Origin of the sequence: Pseudomonas sp. SCA2728.1_7 (assembly GCF_018138145.1) — a bacterium.
Lineage (GTDB): Bacteria > Pseudomonadota > Gammaproteobacteria > Pseudomonadales > Pseudomonadaceae > Aquipseudomonas > Aquipseudomonas koreensis_A.
The window spans coordinates 2,262,719-2,281,931 of sequence record NZ_CP073104.1 but is presented as its reverse complement, the minus strand read 5'-3'; the positions used below and the strand labels follow the sequence as shown (position 1 = coordinate 2,281,931).

The window sequence follows — 19,213 nt, the reverse complement described above, 5'->3', positions numbered from 1 at the left end:
GTGGGAGCGAGCCTGCTCGCGAATGCGATATGCCAGGCGCCACTGATGGTGAATGTGCCGGCCTCTTCGCGAGCAGGCTCGCTCCTACAGGGGATTTGCGTCAGATTGCGTTATGGGTTTTCAGCCAGCCGAGGCCTGCTTCAGTGGTGGTCAGCGGCTTGTATTCGCAACCGACCCAACCCTGATAACCGATGCGATCGAGGTGTTCGAACAGGAAGCGGTAGTTGATTTCACCGGTGCCTGGTTCGTTACGGCCCGGGTTGTCCGCGAGCTGCACATGGTTGATCTCGCCCAGGTGCGATTGCAGGGTGCGGGCCAGATCGCCTTCCATGATTTGCATGTGATAGATGTCGTATTGCAGGAACAGATTGGCACTGCCGACCTGCTCGCGAATCGACAGGGCTTGCGCCGTGTTGTTCAGGTAGAAACCCGGAATGTCACGGGTGTTGATCGCTTCCATCACCAGTTTGATGCCCGCTGCTTGCAGCTTGTCGGCGGCGTATTTCAGGTTGGCAACGAAGGTCTTTTCCACGGTGGCATCGTCAACGCCTTGCGGACGAATACCGGCCAGGCAGTTGATCTGGGTGTTGCCCAGCACTTGTGCGTAAGCGATGGCCAGATCGACACCGGCGCGGAACTCTTCGACACGATCCGGCAGGCACGCGATACCGCGTTCGCCCTTGGCCCAGTCACCGGCCGGCAGGTTGAACAGCACTTGGGTCAGACCGTTGGCGTCGAGCTTGGCCTTGATTTCGGCAGAGCTGAAATCGTACGGGAACAGGTACTCGACACCGCTGAAACCGGCCTTGGCGGCGGCGTCGAAACGGGCAAGGAAATCCTGTTCGGTGAACAGCATGGACAGGTTGGCTGCGAAACGCGGCATGGTGGTCTCCTAAAAGCGGATGTGACACGGTTGGTCAGATTGTTCGCGATCAGTCCCCTCTCCTGGGGGAGAGGGTTAGGGTGAGGGGGATCCTGAGTCTGATCCGAATTTTGCGATCACCGCAAAACCTTTCCCTCACCCCAGCCCTCTCCCGGAGGGAGAGGGAGCTAATTACGATCAATCAAGCAGCGAAATCGCCGTTGGCGCATCGTTGCCGACCAGCGCCAGGTCTTCGAATTCGTTGACGGCGTTGATCTCGGTACCCATGGAGATGTTGGTCACACGCTCCAGAATGATCTCGACGATCACCGGCACCTTGAACTCTTCGATCATCTGTTCGGCCTTGCGCAGGGCAGGGGCGATTTCCGATGGCTCGAACACACGCAGTGCCTTACAGCCGAGGCCTTCAGCCACTGCGACGTGGTCAACACCGTAACCGTTGAGTTCCGGCGCGTTCAGGTTATCGAAGGACAGCTGCACGCAGTAGTCCATTTCGAACCCGCGCTGCGCCTGACGGATCAGACCCAGGTACGAGTTGTTCACCACGACGTGGATGTACGGCAGTTTGAACTGAGCGCCGACCGCCAGTTCTTCGATCATGAACTGGAAGTCATAGTCCCCCGACAGGGCCACGACTTTGCGGTTCGGATCGGCCTTCACCACGCCCAGCGCTGCCGGAATGGTCCAGCCCAACGGGCCGGCCTGGCCACAGTTAATCCAGTGACGCGGCTTGTAGACGTGCAGGAACTGCGCGCCGGCAATCTGCGACAGACCAATGGTGCTGACGTAGCAGGTGTCCTTGCCGAACACCTGGTTCATTTCTTCGTAAACGCGCTGTGGTTTCACCGGCACGTTGTCGAAGTGAGTCTTGCGGTGCAGGCTGGCTTTGCGCTGCTGGCAGTCTTGCAGCCAGGCACTGCGGTTTTTCAGCTTGCCGGCGGCTTGCCATTCACGCGCTACTTCGATGAACACGGTCAGTGCAGCAGCGGCGTCGGAAACGATGCCCAGATCCGGCGTGAACACGCGGCCGATCTGCGTGCCTTCGATGTCGACGTGAATGAACTTGCGACCTTCGGTGTAAACGTCAACCGAACCGGTGTGACGGTTGGCCCAACGGTTACCGATGCCCAACACCACGTCGGATTTCAGCATCGTCGCGTTGCCGTAACGGTGCGAAGTCTGCAGGCCAACCATGCCGACCATCAGCGGGTGATCGTCCGGGATAGTGCCCCAGCCCATCAGGGTCGGGATCACCGGAATGCCGGTCAGCTCAGCGAATTCAACCAGCAGATCGCTGGCGTCGGCGTTGATGATGCCGCCGCCGGCCACCAGCAATGGACGCTCGGCCTGATCCAGCAGCGCCAGCGCCTTCTCGACCTGTACGCGGGTCGCGGTCGGTTTGGCCAATGGCAGCGGCTGGTAGGCGTCGATGTCGAATTCGATCTCGGCCATCTGCACGTCGAACGGCAGGTCGATCAGCACTGGGCCTGGACGGCCGGAGCGCATTTCAAAGAATGCTTTCTGAAACGCGTAAGGCACTTGGCCCGGCTCCAGAACAGTGGTCGCCCACTTAGTGACTGGCTTGACGATGCTGGTGATGTCGACAGCCTGGAAGTCTTCCTTGTGCATACGGGCGCGGGGTGCCTGGCCGGTAATGCAGAGGATTGGAATCGAGTCGGCCGAGGCGCTGTAGAGCCCGGTGACCATGTCGGTACCGGCAGGGCCGGAAGTGCCGATGCACACGCCTATGTTGCCGGCCTTGGTGCGGGTGTAGCCCTCGGCCATGTGCGAGGCGCCTTCAACGTGGCGAGCAAGGACGTGATCGATGCCACCGACCTTCTGCAAGGCGGAGTACAGCGGGTTGATGGCTGCGCCCGGGATGCCAAAAGCGGTATCAACCCCTTCACGGCGCATCACCAGAACGGCGGCTTCGATTGCTCTCATTTTGCTCATGGTTTTGTGCCTCTTTACGTTTTGTAATTGTATACAAGTGGCTTTGCGCAGAGTGTATTCACGGCGGACGGCGCAGGTCAATCCATTTTCTCAAGCGCCTGTTTCATTCGTCGGAAGCCTTTCTGACTGTGGCTTTTCGTCGCATGTGGCGCTTTTCGATAATTATTGTATACAAAAAAATAACTCATTGTGTTCTATTTGTTGCATCGGCCTGCGGCAGAAAAGCGCAGGCCCACGACTTTCCCTATAACAAAATGAGGACGGCACCATGAGCGCTTTAACCTTGAAAGTCGCAGTCAAGCTGGTCAACGAAGCCATCAATGCAGGGCGCGGCATCAACGCCGCGCCGCTGACCATCGCGGTACTCGATACCGGCGGCCACCTGATCACCCTGCAACGTGAAGATGGCGCCAGCCTGCTGCGCCCGAACATCGCCATCGGCAAAGCCTGGGGCGCGATCGCCCTAGGCAAGGGCTCACGCCTGCTGGCACTGGACGCACAACAACGTCCGGCGTTTATTGCCGCACTCAACAGCATGGGCCAGGGCAGCGTCGTGCCGGCACCGGGTGGTGTGTTGATTCGGGATCAGGCGGGGAACGTGCTGGGCGCGATCGGGATTAGCGGTGATCTGTCGGATATTGATGAGCAGGTGGCGATCAGGGCGGTGGAGGCGTTGGAGTTGAAGGCGGATGCGGGGGTGGCTGCTTGAATCTGCGTTGATTGAATAACCGCTATCGCGAGCAGGCTCACTCCTACAGGGAGTTGTGTTCAGACACAAAATGTCTGAACGCCGCAAATCCCCTGTAGGAGTGAGCCTGCTCGCGATAGCTATCTACCAGACACATCCTGCCAACAGTTGACCGCTCCATTTGTCTTTCCCGGTACTAGCCTTGTCATGACCTGATCACAGAGGGCAAAGGAATGCCGGATCTACCTGCTGCACATAAATTGCGAGTCGGGCGCTATACCGAAGTCAGTCGAATCTACCTGTTAACCAGCACCACTTATCAACGAAAGCCGATCTTCACGAATTTTGCTTTGGGCAAACTTGTCGCTGATCAATTCCGCCACGCGCAAGATTCAGGGCTGGTGAGCTCATTAGCCTGGGTAGTGATGCCAGATCATTTCCATTGGTTGATTGAATTGCAACGAGGTTCATTGAGTGAGGTAATGCAAAAAACCAAATCGTTGAGTACCAAGGCTGTCAGGCAAGCTACCGGTGGAACCAGCATTCTCTGGCAGAGAGGGTTTCATGATCGCGCGCTGAGGCGGGAAGACGATTTGGTGAAAATGGCGCGTTATGTCGTGGCCAACCCGTTGCGGGCCGGGCTGGTGGAGAAGCTTGGCGACTATCCGCTGTGGGATGCTATTTGGGTTTGAGCTGAAACCGAGTTGCCTCAATCGCGAGCAGGCTCACTCCTACAGGGGAACGCATTCCAAATGTAGGAGTGAGCCTGCTCGCGATGGCGTCTCTACGGTGTTTCAGTCCGGTTCACACCCCTTCAACACCAACCGGATAATCGTCTGCGCCGCCGCTTCATAATCCGCTTCGTCCAGCTTGTCCTTCCCCGTGATGGCAGAAATCTGCCAGTCGAAGTCGGCGTAGGTCTGGGTCGCGGCCCAGATGCTGAACATCAGGTGATTCGGGTCGATCGGGGCGATTTGCCCGCGGTCGATCCAGCTCTGGATGCAGTCGATGTTGTGCTTGGCCTGGCCGTTGAGCTGCTCGACCAGGTCGGCGCTCAGGTGCGGGGCGCCGTGCATGATTTCGCTGGCGAACACTTTCGAAGCGAACGGCAGATCGCGGGAGATGCGGATCTTCGAGCGGATGTAACCACTCAGCACTTCGCTCGGTACGCCGTCCGGATTGAACGGGGTCGAGGCCTGCAAAATCGGCACGATGATGCTTTCCAATACCTCGCGGTAGAGGTTTTCCTTGGACTTGAAGTAGTAGTAGACGTTGGGCTTGGGCAATCCCGCCTTGGCGGCGATGTCGCTGGTTTTGGTCGCAGCGAAGCCCTTGTCGGCAAACTCCTCACTGGCGGCACGCAGGATCAGTTCTTTGTTGCGCTCGCGGATTGTGCTCATAAACCCGGTGGTTCCTTGCCTGTTCTGGCGGTTGCGCATGGTAGCACCGGCCTCGCGCGGCGCTCAAGAATGCCCCGCGTGGTCTAAGGTCGCGTTATGCTTCGCAACATTCATACATAAAAGGAAACAGGATTCATGGCAGGAAGCAGTTTGCTGGTGCTGGTCGACGATATTGCCACCGTGCTGGATGACGTGGCGTTGATGAGCAAAATGGCCGCCAAGAAGACCGCCGGCGTACTCGGCGACGATCTGGCGCTCAACGCCCAGCAGGTCTCCGGCGTGCGTGCCGAGCGGGAAATTCCCGTAGTCTGGGCCGTGGCCAAGGGCTCGTTTGTCAACAAGCTGATTCTGGTGCCATCGGCGCTGGCGATCAGTGCATTCGTGCCGTGGCTGGTGACGCCGTTGTTGATGGTCGGTGGTGCGTACTTGTGTTTCGAGGGCTTCGAGAAGCTCGCGCACAAGTTTCTGCACAGTGCGGCTGAAGATGAAGCCGAACATGCGCAACTGACTGAGGCGGTAGCCGATCCGGCGACCGATCTGGTGGCGTACGAGAAGGACAAGATCAAAGGCGCGATTCGCACCGACTTCATCCTCTCGGCGGAAATCATCGCGATTACGCTCGGCACCGTGGCAACTGCCTCGCTGACTCAGCAAGTGATTGTCATGTCCGGCATTGCGATTGTGATGACAGTGGGCGTGTATGGCCTGGTGGCGGGTATCGTCAAACTCGACGATCTCGGTTTGTGGCTGACCCAGAAGCCTGGGCAGTTCGCCAAGAAAGTCGGCAGCGCCATTCTCAGCGCAGCACCGTACATGATGAAGACCTTGTCGGTGGTTGGTACGGCGGCGATGTTCCTGGTCGGCGGCGGCATCCTCACTCACGGCGTGCCGGTGGTGCATGACTGGATTGAAGGCGTAGGCGCAGCGGCCGGCAGTGTCGGGTTTGCGGTGCCGATGTTGCTCAATGGTGTGGCGGGGATTATCGCCGGGGCAGTGGTGTTGGCGGTGGTTTCCGTTGTCGGCAAGATCTGGCGCGCGATCAAAGGCTGAACGCAAACTCCCTGTAGGAGTGAGCCTGCTCGCGATAGCGGTTTGTCAGCCATACAGGTAGTGACTGGTACACCGCTATCGCGAGCAGGCTCACTCCTACATTTGATCTGTGCAATCCCATGAAAAAGAGCCATTCGACTCGCATCGAATGGCCCTTTTTTGTACCTGCCGAAAACTACTCGGCGATCTGCAACTTACGCGCTTCGGTGTACACGTAACGCACTTTCTCGTACTCGAACGGCGAGTTCATCTGGCCATAACGGAAGCTGGTCTGATAACGCTTGTCGACCGCGCGCAGGGCCCAGATTTCCGGGTGGTTGGAGCTGACTTCCGAGACGTTGAGGAAGTTGATCGCCGATTCGGCCGTGTAATCGACGGCCAGGCCTGCGGTGTCACGGATGTTCGACGGGCCGAAGATCGGCAGTACGAAGTAGGCGCCACCCGGTACACCGTAGAAGCCCAACGTCTGGCCGAAGTCTTCGCTCTGACGCGGCAGGCCCATGGCGGTGGCCGGATCCCACAGGCCGGCGATGCCGATGGTGGTGTTGAGCAGCAGGCGCGCGGTGGTTTCCATCGAGCGCTGGCCTTTGAACTGCAACAGGCTGTTGACCAGGTTCGGCACGTCACCGAGGTTGTTGAAGAAGTTGCTCACCCCGGTACGCACGAAGCTTGGCGTGATGTAACGGTAGCCATCGACCACCGGCAGGAACACCCATTGGTCGAAACGATAGTTGAAGTGGTAAACCCGGCGGTTCCACGATTCCAGCGGGTCGTAGACGTTTAGCGCGTTGAGCGTTGAGCGCTCGAATTCGCGCTGATCCAGCCCCGGGTTGAATTTGAGTTTGGACAGCGGTTCCTTGAAGCCGTCGCTGTCGACGACCACTGGCGCGTTGGCTTTACTGTTGTCGGCCTGGGCCACGCCTGCGCAGAGGAGCGCTGCCATCAGCAGGAGATATTTAGCCACGGAAGAACTCCAGCATGGCGTCGCTGTTGACGCGGTAGTTAATGTTGCCGCAATGGCCGCCCAGTGGGTAAACGGTCAGGCGATCACCGAAGGTCTTGCGCAGGAACCCGAGGTCGCCCGGGCCGAGGATCACGTCATCGGCGTTGTGCATCACGGCGATTTTCGGGCTGTCGTGCAGGTAATCCTTGAGCGCATACAGGCTGACCTGATCGATCAGTTGCAGCAGGCTGCCGCCATCGGTGCGCGCGCGCCACATCGGAATCACCTGATCGGTCAGGTAGCAGTCGAAGTCGCACTGCAGCGCACGCTTGAGGAACGGCGTGAGGCTGGTGCCTTCGGTGATCGGGAATTTCGGCGGGGTAATCAGGCCGCGACGGTTGATCAGGTCCGAGGTGAACGCAATGTCGGCGGCCGAGAAGCGGAACGAGGTGCCGATCAGCATCGCCATCTGTTCGTTGGTCAGGTGCTGCTTGGACTGCTGGAAGTCGTAGAGCAGCGCATCGTTGAGGTCGATGTAGCCTTTCTGCTGGAAGTAGCGGGTCAGCTTGGACAACACCAGTTCATAGAACGTGGTGCTGGTGTTGATGCCTTTAACTTCGGTTTGCACCAGTTTGTCGAGGTTGGTCACCGAGGTGTAAAGGTTGACCGGCGGATTGAGCAGCAGCACTTTCTTGAAGTTGAAGCTGCGGCGCGTCTCGTCCAGATGCGCAACGAACGCGGCATCCAGAGCACCGAGGCTGTAACCGGTCAGGTAATACTCGGTGACTGGCAGCTTGGGATTCTGCGCGCGCACGGCCTGCATCACCCGGTACATGTCTTCGGCGTCTTCCTTGGTTACGCCCGGGGTGGCGAAACGCGAGGCGGCGCTGATGAAGTCGAAACTGGTTGGCGACGACAATTGCACGACGTGGTAGCCGGCCTTGTAGTAGAGCTTTTTCAGGTATTCGTTGAGCGTGCTGTCATAGCGCGCGCCGGTGCCGGCGATCAGGAAGATCAGCGGTGCTGGTTTGTCCTGGGTGGCGATGCGGTAGGTGAGCTTTTTCACCGCCCAGAAGTTGTCCGGCAGGATGAACTCTCGTTCCGGACGCAACGTCAGGCTTCGGTCCGACTGATTGATGTCGTCGTCCAGCGGCAATTCCGGGCGCAAGTCCGGTGGCGTCGTGGCGATGGTCGCCTCGAACGGGTTGGTCAGGGGGTAGCCATAACTGGCGGCGTCGATATCCACCGCCAGTGCGGACGCACTCAGAATAAGGCCGCTGAACAGCGCGGCGAAGCGCAAGGAACGGAGCATGACTAGATCCCTTAGAGGAAGGTGCCGAATGAAGTTCGCAGGCTATGACCACCGGGTTTGCGCCAAAGTGCCATGCTGCGGCACCAAACAGGCAGAATTCGGAGTAATAGTAGCTGGACGATACACTTTGCACTGCCTGAATGAACAGTTAACAGTTGTTAGTTCTTGCACACGGCTGGCGGCAGATTAAGCTGGCCGCCGATTTCCGAAGATTGGAGTGTTTCATGTCCCGCCGTTTGCCCGTGATTCTGCTGCTCGTTCTGTTGCCGTTGTGGCTGGCTGCCAGTTATGGCGCGCGTTATGGCTTTATGGAGGACGGAAAATGGGTGGGCATCTGTGTGGATGAGGCCAGTCGCTGGGAATGCCAGGTGCGTTCCAGCCTGGGCTTGATGATTCACTTCAAGGTACTGGGCTGGACCGCGCTGGGCGCGGCGCTGATCGGTTTTGTCGTGCCCGGGCGGGCAGGGTGGTGGCTGGCGGTGATGGCGCTGGTGTTTGGGGTGCCGGCACTGGCGTTGTACAACACCACGTTGGCGGTGTTTGCGTTGGTGATTGCCGGGTTGCGTCTGGTCCGTAAGTCCCGCAGCGTCTGATCGTCAGCTATCGCGAGCAGGCTCACTCCTACAAGGGGAACGCATTCCAAACTGTAGGAGTGAGCCTGCTCGCGATTGGGCATTTCAGTCGATGAATATTAAATCTTGTGAACCCGCAGGCAGCGCCACAACGCACCCACCATCAAGCCACTCACCAACGCCCAGCCCCACGCCTGCTGATTCTGCAACCCTTCCTGATACAACTGCGGCGCAATCCCCGCCCCGACAATAAACGTCAGCAGGGCAATCTCGCGACGCGGCACACTGACCGGACGGCACAGATAAACCAGCGCCGGCAGCACAAACGCCATGCTTGCAAAGCTGCGATAACGCGGATCAAACACCATCTCCAGCATCATCACCGCCGCAGCAAAACCTGCCGCCGCAACCAGCCAGCCGGCACGGCGCTCCAGTAGATTGAACGCCCGCTCACGCCAGCCGGCACGCGCGCTCAGCGTCAGCGCAGCGTGTGCCAACACCAACAGATTCAACGTCGTCAGCAAGCCGACCCACAGCCACTCACTGGCAAACCGCGTAGTCACCCGCGCCAGATCGCCCCAGGCGCCGATGGAGCAGGCGGCGAGGGCGCCCAGCAGCGGCAATACCAGCGCCGAACGCGTGGTGCGAACGCGACCGCCAAGGATCAGCGTGCCAAGGAAAATCAGCCCACCGACCGCCAGCCACTCTTTCCAGAACGGCACATTCGTCACCGGTCCCGCGAGTACGCCTTTGTCCTGACGATCGGCGTCAAACAAACCCCAATATCCACCGACCGCGCCTTCACTGCCGCGCTTCCACGGCTGGTCGAAGGCTTCGATCAGGTTGTAATGCCAGCCTTCCTTCTCGGCCATCGCGACAAAACCACGAATGAATTTGGCTTCATTGACCCGACTCGGCAGGGCGGTCTCGCGCTGACGGCCTTCGCTCGGCCAGCCGGTTTCGCCGATCATTACGTCTTTCGGTGCGAACTTATTACCGAATACTTGGCGCACATCCGCGACATGCTGCAGGGCGACGTCGATGTTCGACGGATCATCTTCCCAGTACGGCAGCAGGTGAATGGTCAGGAAGTCCACCGCCGGCGCGATTTCCGGATGCTTGAGCCAGAATTCCCAGACATCGGCATAGGTGACCGGTTGCTTGACCTGGCTCTTGACCTTGTTGATCAGCTTCGCCAGTTGCGCGCCGGTGACTTCTTTGCGCAGCAGCGCTTCGTTGCCGACGATTACCGCGCTGACCACGTCCGGGTTGGCGTTGGCCGATTTGATCAGCAGGTCGACTTCTTTCTCGGTGTCCACCGGATTGCTGTTGACCCACGCGCCGATCATCAATTTCAAGCCATGTTTGCGCGCCAGATCCGGCAGCGCTTCCAGGCCCGTCATCGAATAAGTGCGAATGCACTCAAAGCGTGTCGCCAGCAATGCGAGATCGGCGTCCATGCGCTCCGGGCGCAGTTTGAACGGCACGTCGAACGGCGACTGATCTTTATCGAACGGGGTGTAGGAGGCGCACTGCAATTTATGCGTTGGGGTCGCTGCGTCCGGCAGGATCACCGGTTGGCCGAGGCCGTACCAGAAGCCACCCAGTGCAAACAGCCCCAGCAGGCAGGTGAAGAGATAAGGCAGAAAGGGAAAACGGGAAGTCGCGGACATGGTCAGGCCGAGTGGCTGCAAAGCGACGCATGTTACCTGCATTTATAGAGGGGTTGGTGGCCCGCATGATTTTGACATGCAAAGTTCGGGCGGATTATTTGGCGTCATTTATATAGTCGCGATTAATGGCCTTCTGATGTCGTTTCTCGTTGCCTTGAGGTCGCTGACAGAGCAGGTCGCTGCGGGCGTCAGGTTGATGATCGAAACCATCAGTGCTCCGCTGATGTTCGAGCGAGTTTGCGGTCAGGCGTGATGGGGGCGCCGTGCACCATAACAATACGTTGACGCCGCCCGTCATCCGTCGGGCGCAGCATTTCGGGGAAGTAACGATGAAGATGCGACGACTTTTAGGCGCAAGTGCTGCTCTGGTGCTTGCGATGAGTTCCACGTTCGCCAGTGCAGAAAAACAGACCCTGAACATCGGTTACGTTGACGGCTGGTCCGACAGCGTCGCGACCACTCACGTGGCGGCCGAAGTGATCAAGCAGAAACTCGGCTACGACGTGAAACTGCAAGCCGTTGCCACCGGGATCATGTGGCAGGGCGTGGCCACCGGCAAACTCGACGCCATGCTCTCGGCCTGGCTGCCAGTGACCCACGGCGAATACTGGACGAAGAACAAGGATCTGGTCGTCGATTACGGCCCGAACTTCAAGGATGCAAAAATCGGCCTGATCGTACCGGAGTATGTAAAAGCCAAGTCGATCGAAGACCTGAAAACCGATGACACCTTCAAGAATCGCATCGTCGGTATCGACGCCGGTTCAGGCGTCATGCTCAAGACCGATCAGGCGATCAAGGATTACGGCCTCGACAAATACAGCCTCAAAGCCAGTTCCGGCGCCGGCATGATCGCCGAGCTGACCCGTGCCGAGAAGAAAAACGAATCCATCGCCGTGACCGGTTGGGTGCCGCACTGGATGTTCGCCAAGTGGAAACTGCGCTTCCTCGACGACCCGAAAGGCGTATACGGCGCAGCTGAAACCGTGAACAGCATCGGCAGCAAAGAACTGGCAACCAAAGCGCCGGAAGTGGCCAAGTTCCTGAAGAACTTCCAGTGGGCGTCGAAAGACGAAATCGGCGAAGTCATGCTGGCGATTCAGGACGGTGCCAAGCCTGACGCAGCGGCCAAGGATTGGGTCGCCAAGCACCCGGATCGCGTGGCTGACTGGACTAAATAACCGCCTCACCGCCGTACCCCTGTAGGAGTGAGCCTGCTCGCGATAGCGTCCTGTCAGTTGATGAAAATGTCGACTGCTACGACGCCATCGCGAGCAGGCTCACTCCTACAGTTGTTTTGTGTGAACCGGAAATTGGCAAAAGTGTCATGGCGTTCTACTACTAAGGTCGTCTGTTACCGCTCCCGCAGCCGCATACATTAGCTATGTTCCAACAATAATCTGTGCTGCGAGGATAAAAACAATGAACGACAGCATTTACCTCTCGATTCAAAACAGTCCCCGATTCAAGGAGCTGGTTCAGAAAAGGGAAAAGTTCGCCTGGATACTCTCGGCGATCATGCTCGGGCTTTACTCTGGCTTCATCCTTTTGATCGCTTACGGGCCACATATTCTGGGCGCGAAACTCAGTCCTGAGTCCTCGATTACCTGGGGTATTCCGATCGGTGTCGGACTGATTCTTTCGGCATTCATCCTCACCGCTATCTACGTGCGCCGCGCCAATGGCGAGTTTGACGACCTGAACAATGCGATTCTCAAGGAGGCTCAGCAATGATCCGGCGTCTACTGGCTTTATTGAGTGTTGCGGCTTTCGCGCCGGGTGTCTGGGCGGCTGACGCGTTGACGGGGGAGGTGGCCAAACAGCCGCTGAATATTCCGGCGATCCTGATGTTCGTGGCGTTCGTCGGTGCGACGCTGTACATCACCTACTGGGCCTCGAAGAAAAACAACTCGGCGGCCGACTACTATGCGGCGGGCGGCAAGATCACCGGTTTCCAGAACGGTCTGGCGATTGCCGGTGACTACATGTCGGCGGCGTCCTTCCTGGGGATTTCCGCGCTGGTGTTCACCTCCGGCTACGATGGCCTGATCTACTCGATCGGCTTCCTGGTGGGTTGGCCGATCATCCTGTTCCTGATCGCCGAGCGTCTGCGTAACCTGGGTAAATACACCTTTGCCGACGTGGCGTCCTACCGCCTCGGGCAAACCCAGATCCGCACCCTGTCTGCCTGCGGTTCGCTGGTGGTGGTGGCGTTCTACCTGATTGCGCAAATGGTCGGTGCCGGCAAGCTGATCCAGCTGTTGTTCGGTCTGGACTACCACGTCGCGGTGATTCTGGTCGGTGTGCTGATGTGCATGTACGTGCTGTTCGGCGGCATGCTGGCGACCACTTGGGTGCAGATCATCAAGGCTGTGCTGTTGCTGTCCGGTGCCTCGTTCATGGCGCTGATGGTCATGAAGCACGTAGGCTTTGACTTCAACACACTGTTCTCCGAAGCGATCAAGGTTCACGCCAAGGGCGAAGCGATCATGAGCCCGGGCGGTCTGGTCAAGGATCCGATTTCGGCCTTCTCGCTGGGTCTGGCGCTGATGTTCGGCACGGCTGGCCTGCCACACATTCTGATGCGCTTCTTCACCGTGAGTGACGCAAAAGAAGCTCGCAAAAGCGTGCTCTACGCAACTGGCTTCATCGGTTACTTCTACATCCTGACCTTCATCATCGGCTTCGGCGCGATCCTGCTGGTCAGCACTAACCCGGCCTTCAAAGATGCTGCTGGCGCGCTGTTGGGCGGCAACAACATGGCGGCGGTGCACCTGGCCAACGCAGTAGGAGGCAGTATCTTCCTCGGCTTTATCTCGGCGGTGGCGTTCGCGACCATTCTGGCGGTTGTTGCCGGTCTGACGCTGGCGGGTGCTTCGGCGGTTTCTCACGACCTGTATGCCAGTGTGATCAAAAAGGGCAAGGCGAACGAGAAGGACGAGATTCGTGTCTCGAAGATCACCACCATTGCCTTGGCGGTGCTGGCGATTGGCCTGGGCATCCTGTTCGAAAGCCAGAACATTGCGTTCATGGTTGGTCTGGCGTTCTCGATCGCGGCGAGCTGTAACTTCCCGGTGCTGTTGCTTTCGATGTACTGGAAGAAGTTGACCACTCGCGGCGCAATGATTGGCGGCTGGTTGGGGCTGGTCAGTGCCGTTGGTTTGATGATCCTTGGGCCGACCATCTGGGTGCAGATTCTGCATCATGAGAAGGCGATCTTCCCTTACGAGTATCCGGCGTTGTTCTCGATGATCATTGCCTTTGTCGGGATCTGGTTCTTCTCGATTACCGACAAGTCGGCGGCTGCGGACAAGGAGCGGGCGTTGTTCTTCCCGCAATTTGTGCGTTCGCAGACGGGGTTGGGGGCGAGTGGGGCGGTTTCGCATTGATGGTTTGATGGTTTTTTAATGTCGTGCTGAATGCCCCGGTTGAGAGATCGGGGCATTTTTTGTGGGCGGTTATCGGCTAGAGCTGTGTACATATCCGTTGCTGCGGTAACGGCTTCTTAGGGTTTCGCCCTTACGGCGACTCACTTTTTTTACAAGCGCCAAAAAAAAGTAAGCAAAAAAACGCTTGCTCCTACGTGCGGCCCGCTCGCTGGGGCTCGGGGTTCCTTCGCTGCGGGATCGATCCGGGCGCAGCGCCTACGGTTTGCTTCGCTGCACCTCCTCTCGCTGTGTTTGGCTGCGCCAAACGGTCGCTGCGCTCCCACGCCCGGATCAATCCCTCCACTCAGCCTTCCGACGTCGCCTTACAGATCAAGATCAAAAGCTGCAGCCGAGCTAACGCTCATCCTGTTGAGTGGTGAAGAGCAACAGCGTGTTCGGCTTTGGTTTTGTGGTGGCTTTGCCCCTCACCCCAGCCCTCTCCCGAGGGAGAGGGAGCCGATTTGTGGACTTTTCAAAATCTGAGTTCAACGCACTATCGCACGTCGGCGTACCTCTTCCAGTCCACGCGGTCAGTCCCCTCTCCCTCCGGGAGAGGGCTAGGGTGAGGGGCTTGTGATCTGTTTCAGAATCTGAGTTCGACTCGGTATTTCACGTCGGCGTACCTCCCCCAAACACCGCTATCAGTCCCCTCTCCCTCCGGGAGAGGGCTAGGGTGAGGGGCTTGTGATCTTGCTTTGGCTTTGGCTTTGGCTTTGGCTTTGGCTTTAGCTTTGGCTTTTGATCTTTTGCCCCTTTCAGCAGGCCGAGCGTAGGTGTTCATCAGGGGGTAGGCGCGCAGCGCCGTGCGGCGCAGCCGCATTCATCGAGAGGAGGTGCAGCGAAGCAAACCGTAGGCGATGCCCCCTGATGGACGCCGTAGCGAGGGAACACTGAGCCTCAGCGAAGTGCCGTACGCCAGGGGCAAAGCCTTTTGCTTACTTTTCGGCGTCTGGAAAAGTGAGTCGCTGTAAGAGCGAAACCGCCAGCGGCAACACCCGCAGCAACGGATATGCCCCCAATCCCAAAACCCAAAACCCAAAACCCAAAATCCCAAACCCCAGGCAAACAAAAACGGCCCCTATATAAATAGAGGCCGTTCCCGGTACAACTTCAAGACGTTATCGCAAGACAGGTCTTATTTGCGGTCTTCCAGCTTGGTAATGTCACGCGACTCGTAGCCGGTGTACAGCTGGCGCGGACGGCCAATCTTGTACGGGCTGGAGAGCATCTCTTTCCAGTGCGAAATCCAGCCAACAGTACGTGCCAGCGCGAAAATCACGGTGAACATGCTGGTTGGAATGCCGATCGCCTTGAGGATAATCCCCGAGTAGAAATCGACGTTCGGGTACAGCGAGCGTTCGATGAAGTACGGGTCAGTCAACGCAATCTCTTCCAGGCGCATGGCCAGTTCGAGTTGCGGGTCGTTGTTGATGCCCAGTTCCTTCAGTACTTCGTCGCAGGTCTGCTTCATTACAGTCGCGCGAGGGTCGCGGTTCTTGTAAACGCGGTGACCGAAGCCCATCAGTTTGAACGGATCGTTCTTGTCCTTGGCCTTGGCGATGAACTTGTCGATGTTCGACACATCGCCAATCTCGTCAAGCATGGTCAGCACGGCTTCGTTCGCACCGCCGTGGGCAGGGCCCCACAGTGCGGCGATACCGGCGGCGATACAGGCGAACGGGTTGGCACCCGAAGAACCGGCCAGACGTACGGTGGAAGTCGACGCGTTCTGCTCGTGGTCGGCGTGGAGGATGAAGATCCGGTCCATGGCCTTGGCGAGTACCGGGCTGATCGGTTTGATCTCGCACGGGGTGTTGAACATCATGTGCAGGAAGTTTTCCGCGTACGTCAGGTCGTTGCGCGGGTACATCATGGGTTGGCCCATGGAGTACTTGTAAACCATCGCTGCCAGGGTCGGCATCTTGGCAACCAGACGGATCGCGGAAATTTCGCGATGCTGCGGGTTATTGATGTCGAGGGAGTCGTGGTAGAAGGCCGAGAGGGCGCCGACTACACCGCACATGACGGCCATCGGGTGGGCGTCGCGACGGAAACCGTTGAAGAAGGTTTTCAACTGCTCGTGAACCATGGTGTGGTTTTTCACGGTGCTGACGAACTGGGCCTTCTGCTCTGCGGTCGGCAGTTCGCCGTTGAGCAACAGATAGCAGGTTTCCAGGTAGTCCGATTTTTCAGCCAGTTGTTCGATCGGGTAGCCGCGGTGCAACAGAATGCCGTTGTCGCCGTCGATATAGGTGATCTTCGATTCGCACGAGGCGGTCGACATGAAACCCGGGTCGAAAGTGAAGCGGCCCGTGGCCGTCAGGCCCCGAACATCGATTACATCGGGACCAACGGTGCCGGTTAAAATGGGCAGCTCGACGGGGGCTGCGCCCTCGATGATCAACTGCGCTTTTTTGTCAGCCATGTGGCCTCCTATTTATGCTTGAACCATCAGACAGACCCCCCACGCAGGGCCCGCACCACTATAGTGAGATAAATTCGAATGTCAATTTGCCTAAAGTCTTGCTCCAGAAGGCTTTAAGCGCACTTTTTCCTCGAAATTGACTGCCATTTACGCCTTTTATACGACTTGTGCAATCAGCTATTTGGGGTAGGTGATTGCGTTGTCATTAGTAGCCTAACTGTCTATACTCGGCCACCGACCGCCAAGGGCTTTTGGGCTTGCTTTCATTGGGGGTCGCATCCCTGGGTGGTGGTTACCTGACCAGTGCACTCCCCAACAACTTTGCCCTGATTGTTAGGGGCTCTTCAGTGTGAAAAAAAAGCCGTGAAAAGCCAACGACCTGTAAACCTAGACCTAAGGACCATCAAACTCCCAGTCACTGCTTACACGTCCATTCTTCACCGTATCTCCGGTGTCATCCTCTTTGTCAGCCTGGCCATCATGCTTTACGCATTGGACAAGTCGCTGAGCTCCGAGGAAGGCTTCGGTCAGGTGAAAGCGTGTCTGACCAGTCCGCTAGCCAAGCTAGTGATTTGGGGCATCCTGTCCGCTCTGCTGTATCACCTGGTAGCCGGTGTGCGCCATTTGATCATGGACATGGGCATCGGTGAGACGCTGGAAGGCGGCAAACTGGGCTCGAAAATCGTTATCGCCGTTTCCGTGGTGGTAATCGTTCTGGCAGGAGTTTGGATATGGTAACTAACGTCACGAACCTGTCGCGTTCGGGCCTCTATGACTGGATGGCGCAACGTGTGTCTGCGGTCGTTCTCGCGGCTTACTTCATCTTTCTGATCGGATACGTCGTGGCCCACCCTGGCCTCGAGTATGCCCAGTGGCATGAACTGTTCGCCCACAACGGGATGCGTATTTTCAGCCTCCTGGCCCTTGTTGCTCTCGGCGCTCACGCCTGGGTCGGCATGTGGACCATCGCGACTGACTACCTGACGCCAATGGCGTTCGGCAAGTCCGCAACGGCGATACGTTTCCTTTTCCAGGCAGTATGCGGCGTTGCGATGTTCGCTTACTTCGTCTGGGGTGTGCAGATTCTCTGGGGTATCTGAGTCATGGCTAACATTCCAACGATTTCTTTCGACGCCATCATTATTGGTGGTGGCGGTGCCGGCATGCGCGCTGCGCTGCAACTGGCACAGGGCGGTCACAAGACTGCCGTGATCACCAAGGTTTTCCCGACCCGTTCGCACACCGTATCCGCTCAGGGCGGCATCACGTGCGCAATCGCGTCCGCTGACCCGAACGATGACTGGCGCTGGCACATGTACGATACCGTCAAGGGTTCCGACTACATCGGTGACCAGGACGCTATCGAATACATGTGTCAGGAAGGCCCGGCTGCTGTTTATGAGCTGGACCACATGGGCATGCCGTTCTCGCGTACCGAACAGGGCCGAATCTACCAGCGTCCGTTCGGTGGTCAGTCCAAGGACTACGGCAAAGGCGGGCAGGCTGCCCGTACGTGCGCCGCTTCCGACCGTACCGGTCACGCGCTGCTGCACACCCTTTATCAGGGCAACCTGAAAGCCGGTACCACGTTCCTGAACGAGTACTACGCTGTCGACCTGGTGAAAAACCAGGAAGGCGACTTCGTCGGTGTGATCGCGATCTGCATCGAAACCGGCGAAACCACCTACATCCGCGCCAAGGCCACCGTATTGGCTACCGGCGGTGCAGGTCGTATCTACGCGTCCACCACCAACGCCCTGATCAACACCGGTGACGGCGTCGGCATGGCTCTGCGTGCTGGCGTGCCGGTACAAGACATCGAAATGTGGCAGTTCCACCCGACCGGCATCGCCGGCGCCGGTGTACTGGTGACCGAAGGTTGCCGTGGTGAAGGTGGTTACCTGATCAACAAACACGGCGAGCGTTTCATGGAGCGTTATGCTCCGAACGCCAAAGACCTTGCCGGTCGTGACGTGGTTGCTCGCTCGATGGTTAAAGAAATCATCGCCGGCAACGGTTGCGGCCCGAATGGCGACCACGTACTGCTCAAACTCGACCACCTGGGCGAGGAAGTACTGCACAGCCGTCTGCCAGGCATCTGCGAACTGTCCAAGACTTTCGCACACGTTGACCCGGTTGTTGCGCCGGTTCCGGTTGTTCCGACTTGCCACTATATGATGGGCGGCGTTGCCACCAACATTCATGGTCAGGCGATCACCCAGGACGCTGAAGGCGTCGACAAGATCATTCCTGGTCTGTTCGCTGTGGGCGAAGTGGCTTGCGTGTCGGTTCACGGTGCCAACCGTCTGGGCGGCAACTCGCTGCTCGACCTGGTGGTATTCGGCCGCGCTGCCGGCCTGCACCTGGAAAAAGCCCTGACCGACGGCATCGAATACGACGACGCTACCGAAGCCGACATCGAAGCTGCCCTGTCGCGTCTGAACGCGCTGAACAGCCGTACTGATGGCGAAGACGTGGCTACCCTGCGTCGCGAGCTGCAGAACTGCATGCAGAACTACTTCGGTGTATTCCGTACTGGCGAATACATGCAGAAAGGTATCGCTCAGCTTGCTGACCTGCGTACCCGCATCGCCAACGTGAAAATCAACGATAAGTCGCAGGCGTTCAACACTGCTCGTATCGAAGCGCTGGAACTGCAAAACCTGCTGGAAGTGGCTGAAGCTACTGCCATCGCCGCTGAAGTCCGCAAAGAGTCGCGCGGTGCTCACGCCCGTGAAGACTTCGAAGACCGTGACGACGAAAACTGGCTGTGCCACACCCTGTACTTCCCGGGTGACAAGCGCGTCACCAAGCGTGCCGTGAACTTCTCGCCGAAGACTGTTCCGACTTTTGAACCTAAGATTCGGACTTATTAAGGGTGGCCGC

General features: G+C 58.1%; 18 protein-coding genes. 11 read left to right on the top strand and 7 right to left on the bottom strand.

The annotated features are described in order from the left end of the window. Positions 1–100 precede the first annotated feature (100 nt). Both hyi and gcl read right to left on the bottom strand, forming a co-directional pair. Positions 101–883, bottom strand: a complete 783-nt coding sequence (gene hyi, locus KBP52_RS10105) for a hydroxypyruvate isomerase (RefSeq protein ID WP_077571696.1) — start codon at positions 881–883, stop codon at positions 101–103. A 177-nt stretch (positions 884–1,060) separates the two neighbouring features. Further along, positions 1,061–2,836, bottom strand: coding sequence for a glyoxylate carboligase (gene gcl, locus KBP52_RS10100; protein WP_008083509.1), 1,776 nt, complete (start codon positions 2,834–2,836; stop codon positions 1,061–1,063). 268 nt (positions 2,837–3,104) lie between these two features. Between gcl and KBP52_RS10095 the strand changes: the two genes are divergently transcribed. Beyond that, positions 3,105–3,545, top strand: coding sequence for a heme-binding protein (locus KBP52_RS10095; RefSeq protein ID WP_077571697.1), 441 nt, complete (start codon positions 3,105–3,107; stop codon positions 3,543–3,545). 212 nt (positions 3,546–3,757) lie between these two features. Beyond that, positions 3,758–4,216 (top strand): transposase, encoded by a 459-nt coding sequence (locus tag KBP52_RS10090; RefSeq protein ID WP_077571698.1) that lies wholly within the window; start codon positions 3,758–3,760, stop codon positions 4,214–4,216. A gap of 102 nt (positions 4,217–4,318) precedes the next feature. Here the strand turns inward: KBP52_RS10090 and KBP52_RS10085 are convergent, their stop codons facing one another. Beyond that, a complete protein-coding gene (locus KBP52_RS10085) occupies positions 4,319–4,924 on the bottom strand; it encodes a TetR/AcrR family transcriptional regulator (RefSeq protein WP_077571699.1) in 606 nt (201 codons plus the stop codon). 135 nt (positions 4,925–5,059) lie between these two features. Here KBP52_RS10085 and KBP52_RS10080 point away from each other — a divergent pair, with 135 nt between their 5' ends. After that, positions 5,060–5,974 (top strand): DUF808 domain-containing protein, encoded by a 915-nt coding sequence (locus KBP52_RS10080; RefSeq protein WP_212622680.1) that lies wholly within the window; start codon positions 5,060–5,062, stop codon positions 5,972–5,974. A gap of 175 nt (positions 5,975–6,149) precedes the next feature. On the opposite strand, the gene KBP52_RS10075 is transcribed toward KBP52_RS10080, so the two are convergent. Both KBP52_RS10075 and KBP52_RS10070 read right to left on the bottom strand, forming a co-directional pair. Then, positions 6,150–6,938 (bottom strand): VacJ family lipoprotein, encoded by a 789-nt coding sequence (locus KBP52_RS10075; protein ID WP_108226817.1) that lies wholly within the window; start codon positions 6,936–6,938, stop codon positions 6,150–6,152. Continuing rightward, positions 6,931–8,229, bottom strand: coding sequence for a serine/threonine protein kinase (locus KBP52_RS10070; RefSeq protein WP_038363932.1), 1,299 nt, complete (start codon positions 8,227–8,229; stop codon positions 6,931–6,933). Before KBP52_RS10070 ends, KBP52_RS10075 begins: the two co-directional genes overlap by 8 nt. A 224-nt stretch (positions 8,230–8,453) precedes the next feature. Here KBP52_RS10070 and KBP52_RS10065 point away from each other — a divergent pair, with 224 nt between their 5' ends. Next, complete coding sequence (locus KBP52_RS10065) at positions 8,454–8,822, top strand: hypothetical protein (RefSeq protein ID WP_212622679.1); 369 nt, start codon at positions 8,454–8,456, stop codon at positions 8,820–8,822. A gap of 98 nt (positions 8,823–8,920) precedes the next feature. On the opposite strand, the gene KBP52_RS10060 is transcribed toward KBP52_RS10065, so the two are convergent. Continuing rightward, on the bottom strand, positions 8,921–10,516 hold the full coding sequence (locus KBP52_RS10060) for a beta (1-6) glucans synthase (RefSeq protein WP_212622678.1): 1,596 nt from the start codon (positions 10,514–10,516) through the stop codon (positions 8,921–8,923). Between the two features lie 34 nt (positions 10,517–10,550). On the opposite strand from KBP52_RS10060, the gene KBP52_RS10055 reads away from it, so the two are divergent. The 4 genes from KBP52_RS10055 to KBP52_RS10040 all read left to right on the top strand — a co-directional run bounded on the left by KBP52_RS10055 (position 10,551) and on the right by KBP52_RS10040 (position 13,863). After that, a complete protein-coding gene (locus KBP52_RS10055) occupies positions 10,551–10,727 on the top strand; it encodes a hypothetical protein (RefSeq protein WP_230669391.1) in 177 nt (58 codons plus the stop codon). Between the two features lie 76 nt (positions 10,728–10,803). Beyond that, on the top strand, positions 10,804–11,655 hold the full coding sequence (locus KBP52_RS10050) for a glycine betaine ABC transporter substrate-binding protein (RefSeq protein WP_016987515.1): 852 nt from the start codon (positions 10,804–10,806) through the stop codon (positions 11,653–11,655). 241 nt (positions 11,656–11,896) lie between these two features. Next, positions 11,897–12,208, top strand: a complete 312-nt coding sequence (locus tag KBP52_RS10045) for a DUF485 domain-containing protein (protein WP_116032387.1) — start codon at positions 11,897–11,899, stop codon at positions 12,206–12,208. Continuing rightward, positions 12,205–13,863, top strand: coding sequence for a cation acetate symporter (locus KBP52_RS10040; RefSeq protein WP_038363942.1), 1,659 nt, complete (start codon positions 12,205–12,207; stop codon positions 13,861–13,863). Before KBP52_RS10045 ends, KBP52_RS10040 begins: the two co-directional genes overlap by 4 nt. A 1,174-nt stretch (positions 13,864–15,037) precedes the next feature. Here the strand turns inward: KBP52_RS10040 and gltA are convergent. After that, the gene (gltA, locus tag KBP52_RS10035) at positions 15,038–16,327 is read right to left on the bottom strand and encodes a citrate synthase (protein WP_003222994.1); all 1,290 of its coding nucleotides are present in this window, start codon (positions 16,325–16,327) and stop codon (positions 15,038–15,040) included. A 363-nt stretch (positions 16,328–16,690) separates the two neighbouring features. Between gltA and sdhC the strand changes: the two genes are divergently transcribed. The 3 genes from sdhC to sdhA are packed head-to-tail and all read left to right on the top strand — an operon-like array spanning position 16,691 to position 19,203. Beyond that, positions 16,691–17,065, top strand: a complete 375-nt coding sequence (gene sdhC / locus KBP52_RS10030; protein ID WP_017127965.1) for a succinate dehydrogenase, cytochrome b556 subunit — start codon at positions 16,691–16,693, stop codon at positions 17,063–17,065. Beyond that, entirely contained in the window at positions 17,059–17,427 is a 369-nt protein-coding gene (gene sdhD, locus KBP52_RS10025) for a succinate dehydrogenase, hydrophobic membrane anchor protein (RefSeq protein ID WP_003222999.1), read from the top strand. Before sdhC ends, sdhD begins: the two co-directional genes overlap by 7 nt. 3 nt (positions 17,428–17,430) lie before the next feature. Further along, positions 17,431–19,203 carry a succinate dehydrogenase flavoprotein subunit gene (gene sdhA / locus KBP52_RS10020; protein WP_008077944.1) on the top strand — a complete coding sequence of 591 codons (1,773 nt, stop codon included), beginning with the start codon at positions 17,431–17,433 and terminating at the stop codon, positions 19,201–19,203. Positions 19,204–19,213 lie beyond the last annotated feature (10 nt).

Coding starts and splice junctions, on each gene's coding strand:
- hyi (WP_077571696.1), bottom strand. CDS start 883: ATGCCGCGTTTCGCAGCCAACCTGTCCATGCTGTTCACCGAACAGGAT.
- gcl (WP_008083509.1), bottom strand. CDS start 2,836: ATGAGCAAAATGAGAGCAATCGAAGCCGCCGTTCTGGTGATGCGCCGT.
- KBP52_RS10095 (WP_077571697.1), top strand. CDS start 3,105: ATGAGCGCTTTAACCTTGAAAGTCGCAGTCAAGCTGGTCAACGAAGCC.
- KBP52_RS10090 (WP_077571698.1), top strand. CDS start 3,758: ATGCCGGATCTACCTGCTGCACATAAATTGCGAGTCGGGCGCTATACC.
- KBP52_RS10085 (WP_077571699.1), bottom strand. CDS start 4,924: ATGAGCACAATCCGCGAGCGCAACAAAGAACTGATCCTGCGTGCCGCC.
- KBP52_RS10080 (WP_212622680.1), top strand. CDS start 5,060: ATGGCAGGAAGCAGTTTGCTGGTGCTGGTCGACGATATTGCCACCGTG.
- KBP52_RS10070 (WP_038363932.1), bottom strand. CDS start 8,229: ATGCTCCGTTCCTTGCGCTTCGCCGCGCTGTTCAGCGGCCTTATTCTG.
- KBP52_RS10065 (WP_212622679.1), top strand. CDS start 8,454: ATGTCCCGCCGTTTGCCCGTGATTCTGCTGCTCGTTCTGTTGCCGTTG.
- KBP52_RS10060 (WP_212622678.1), bottom strand. CDS start 10,516: ATGCAGGTAACATGCGTCGCTTTGCAGCCACTCGGCCTGACCATGTCC.
- KBP52_RS10055 (WP_230669391.1), top strand. CDS start 10,551: ATGCAAAGTTCGGGCGGATTATTTGGCGTCATTTATATAGTCGCGATT.
- KBP52_RS10050 (WP_016987515.1), top strand. CDS start 10,804: ATGAAGATGCGACGACTTTTAGGCGCAAGTGCTGCTCTGGTGCTTGCG.
- KBP52_RS10045 (WP_116032387.1), top strand. CDS start 11,897: ATGAACGACAGCATTTACCTCTCGATTCAAAACAGTCCCCGATTCAAG.
- KBP52_RS10040 (WP_038363942.1), top strand. CDS start 12,205: ATGATCCGGCGTCTACTGGCTTTATTGAGTGTTGCGGCTTTCGCGCCG.
- gltA (WP_003222994.1), bottom strand. CDS start 16,327: ATGGCTGACAAAAAAGCGCAGTTGATCATCGAGGGCGCAGCCCCCGTC.
- sdhD (WP_003222999.1), top strand. CDS start 17,059: ATGGTAACTAACGTCACGAACCTGTCGCGTTCGGGCCTCTATGACTGG.
- sdhA (WP_008077944.1), top strand. CDS start 17,431: ATGGCTAACATTCCAACGATTTCTTTCGACGCCATCATTATTGGTGGT.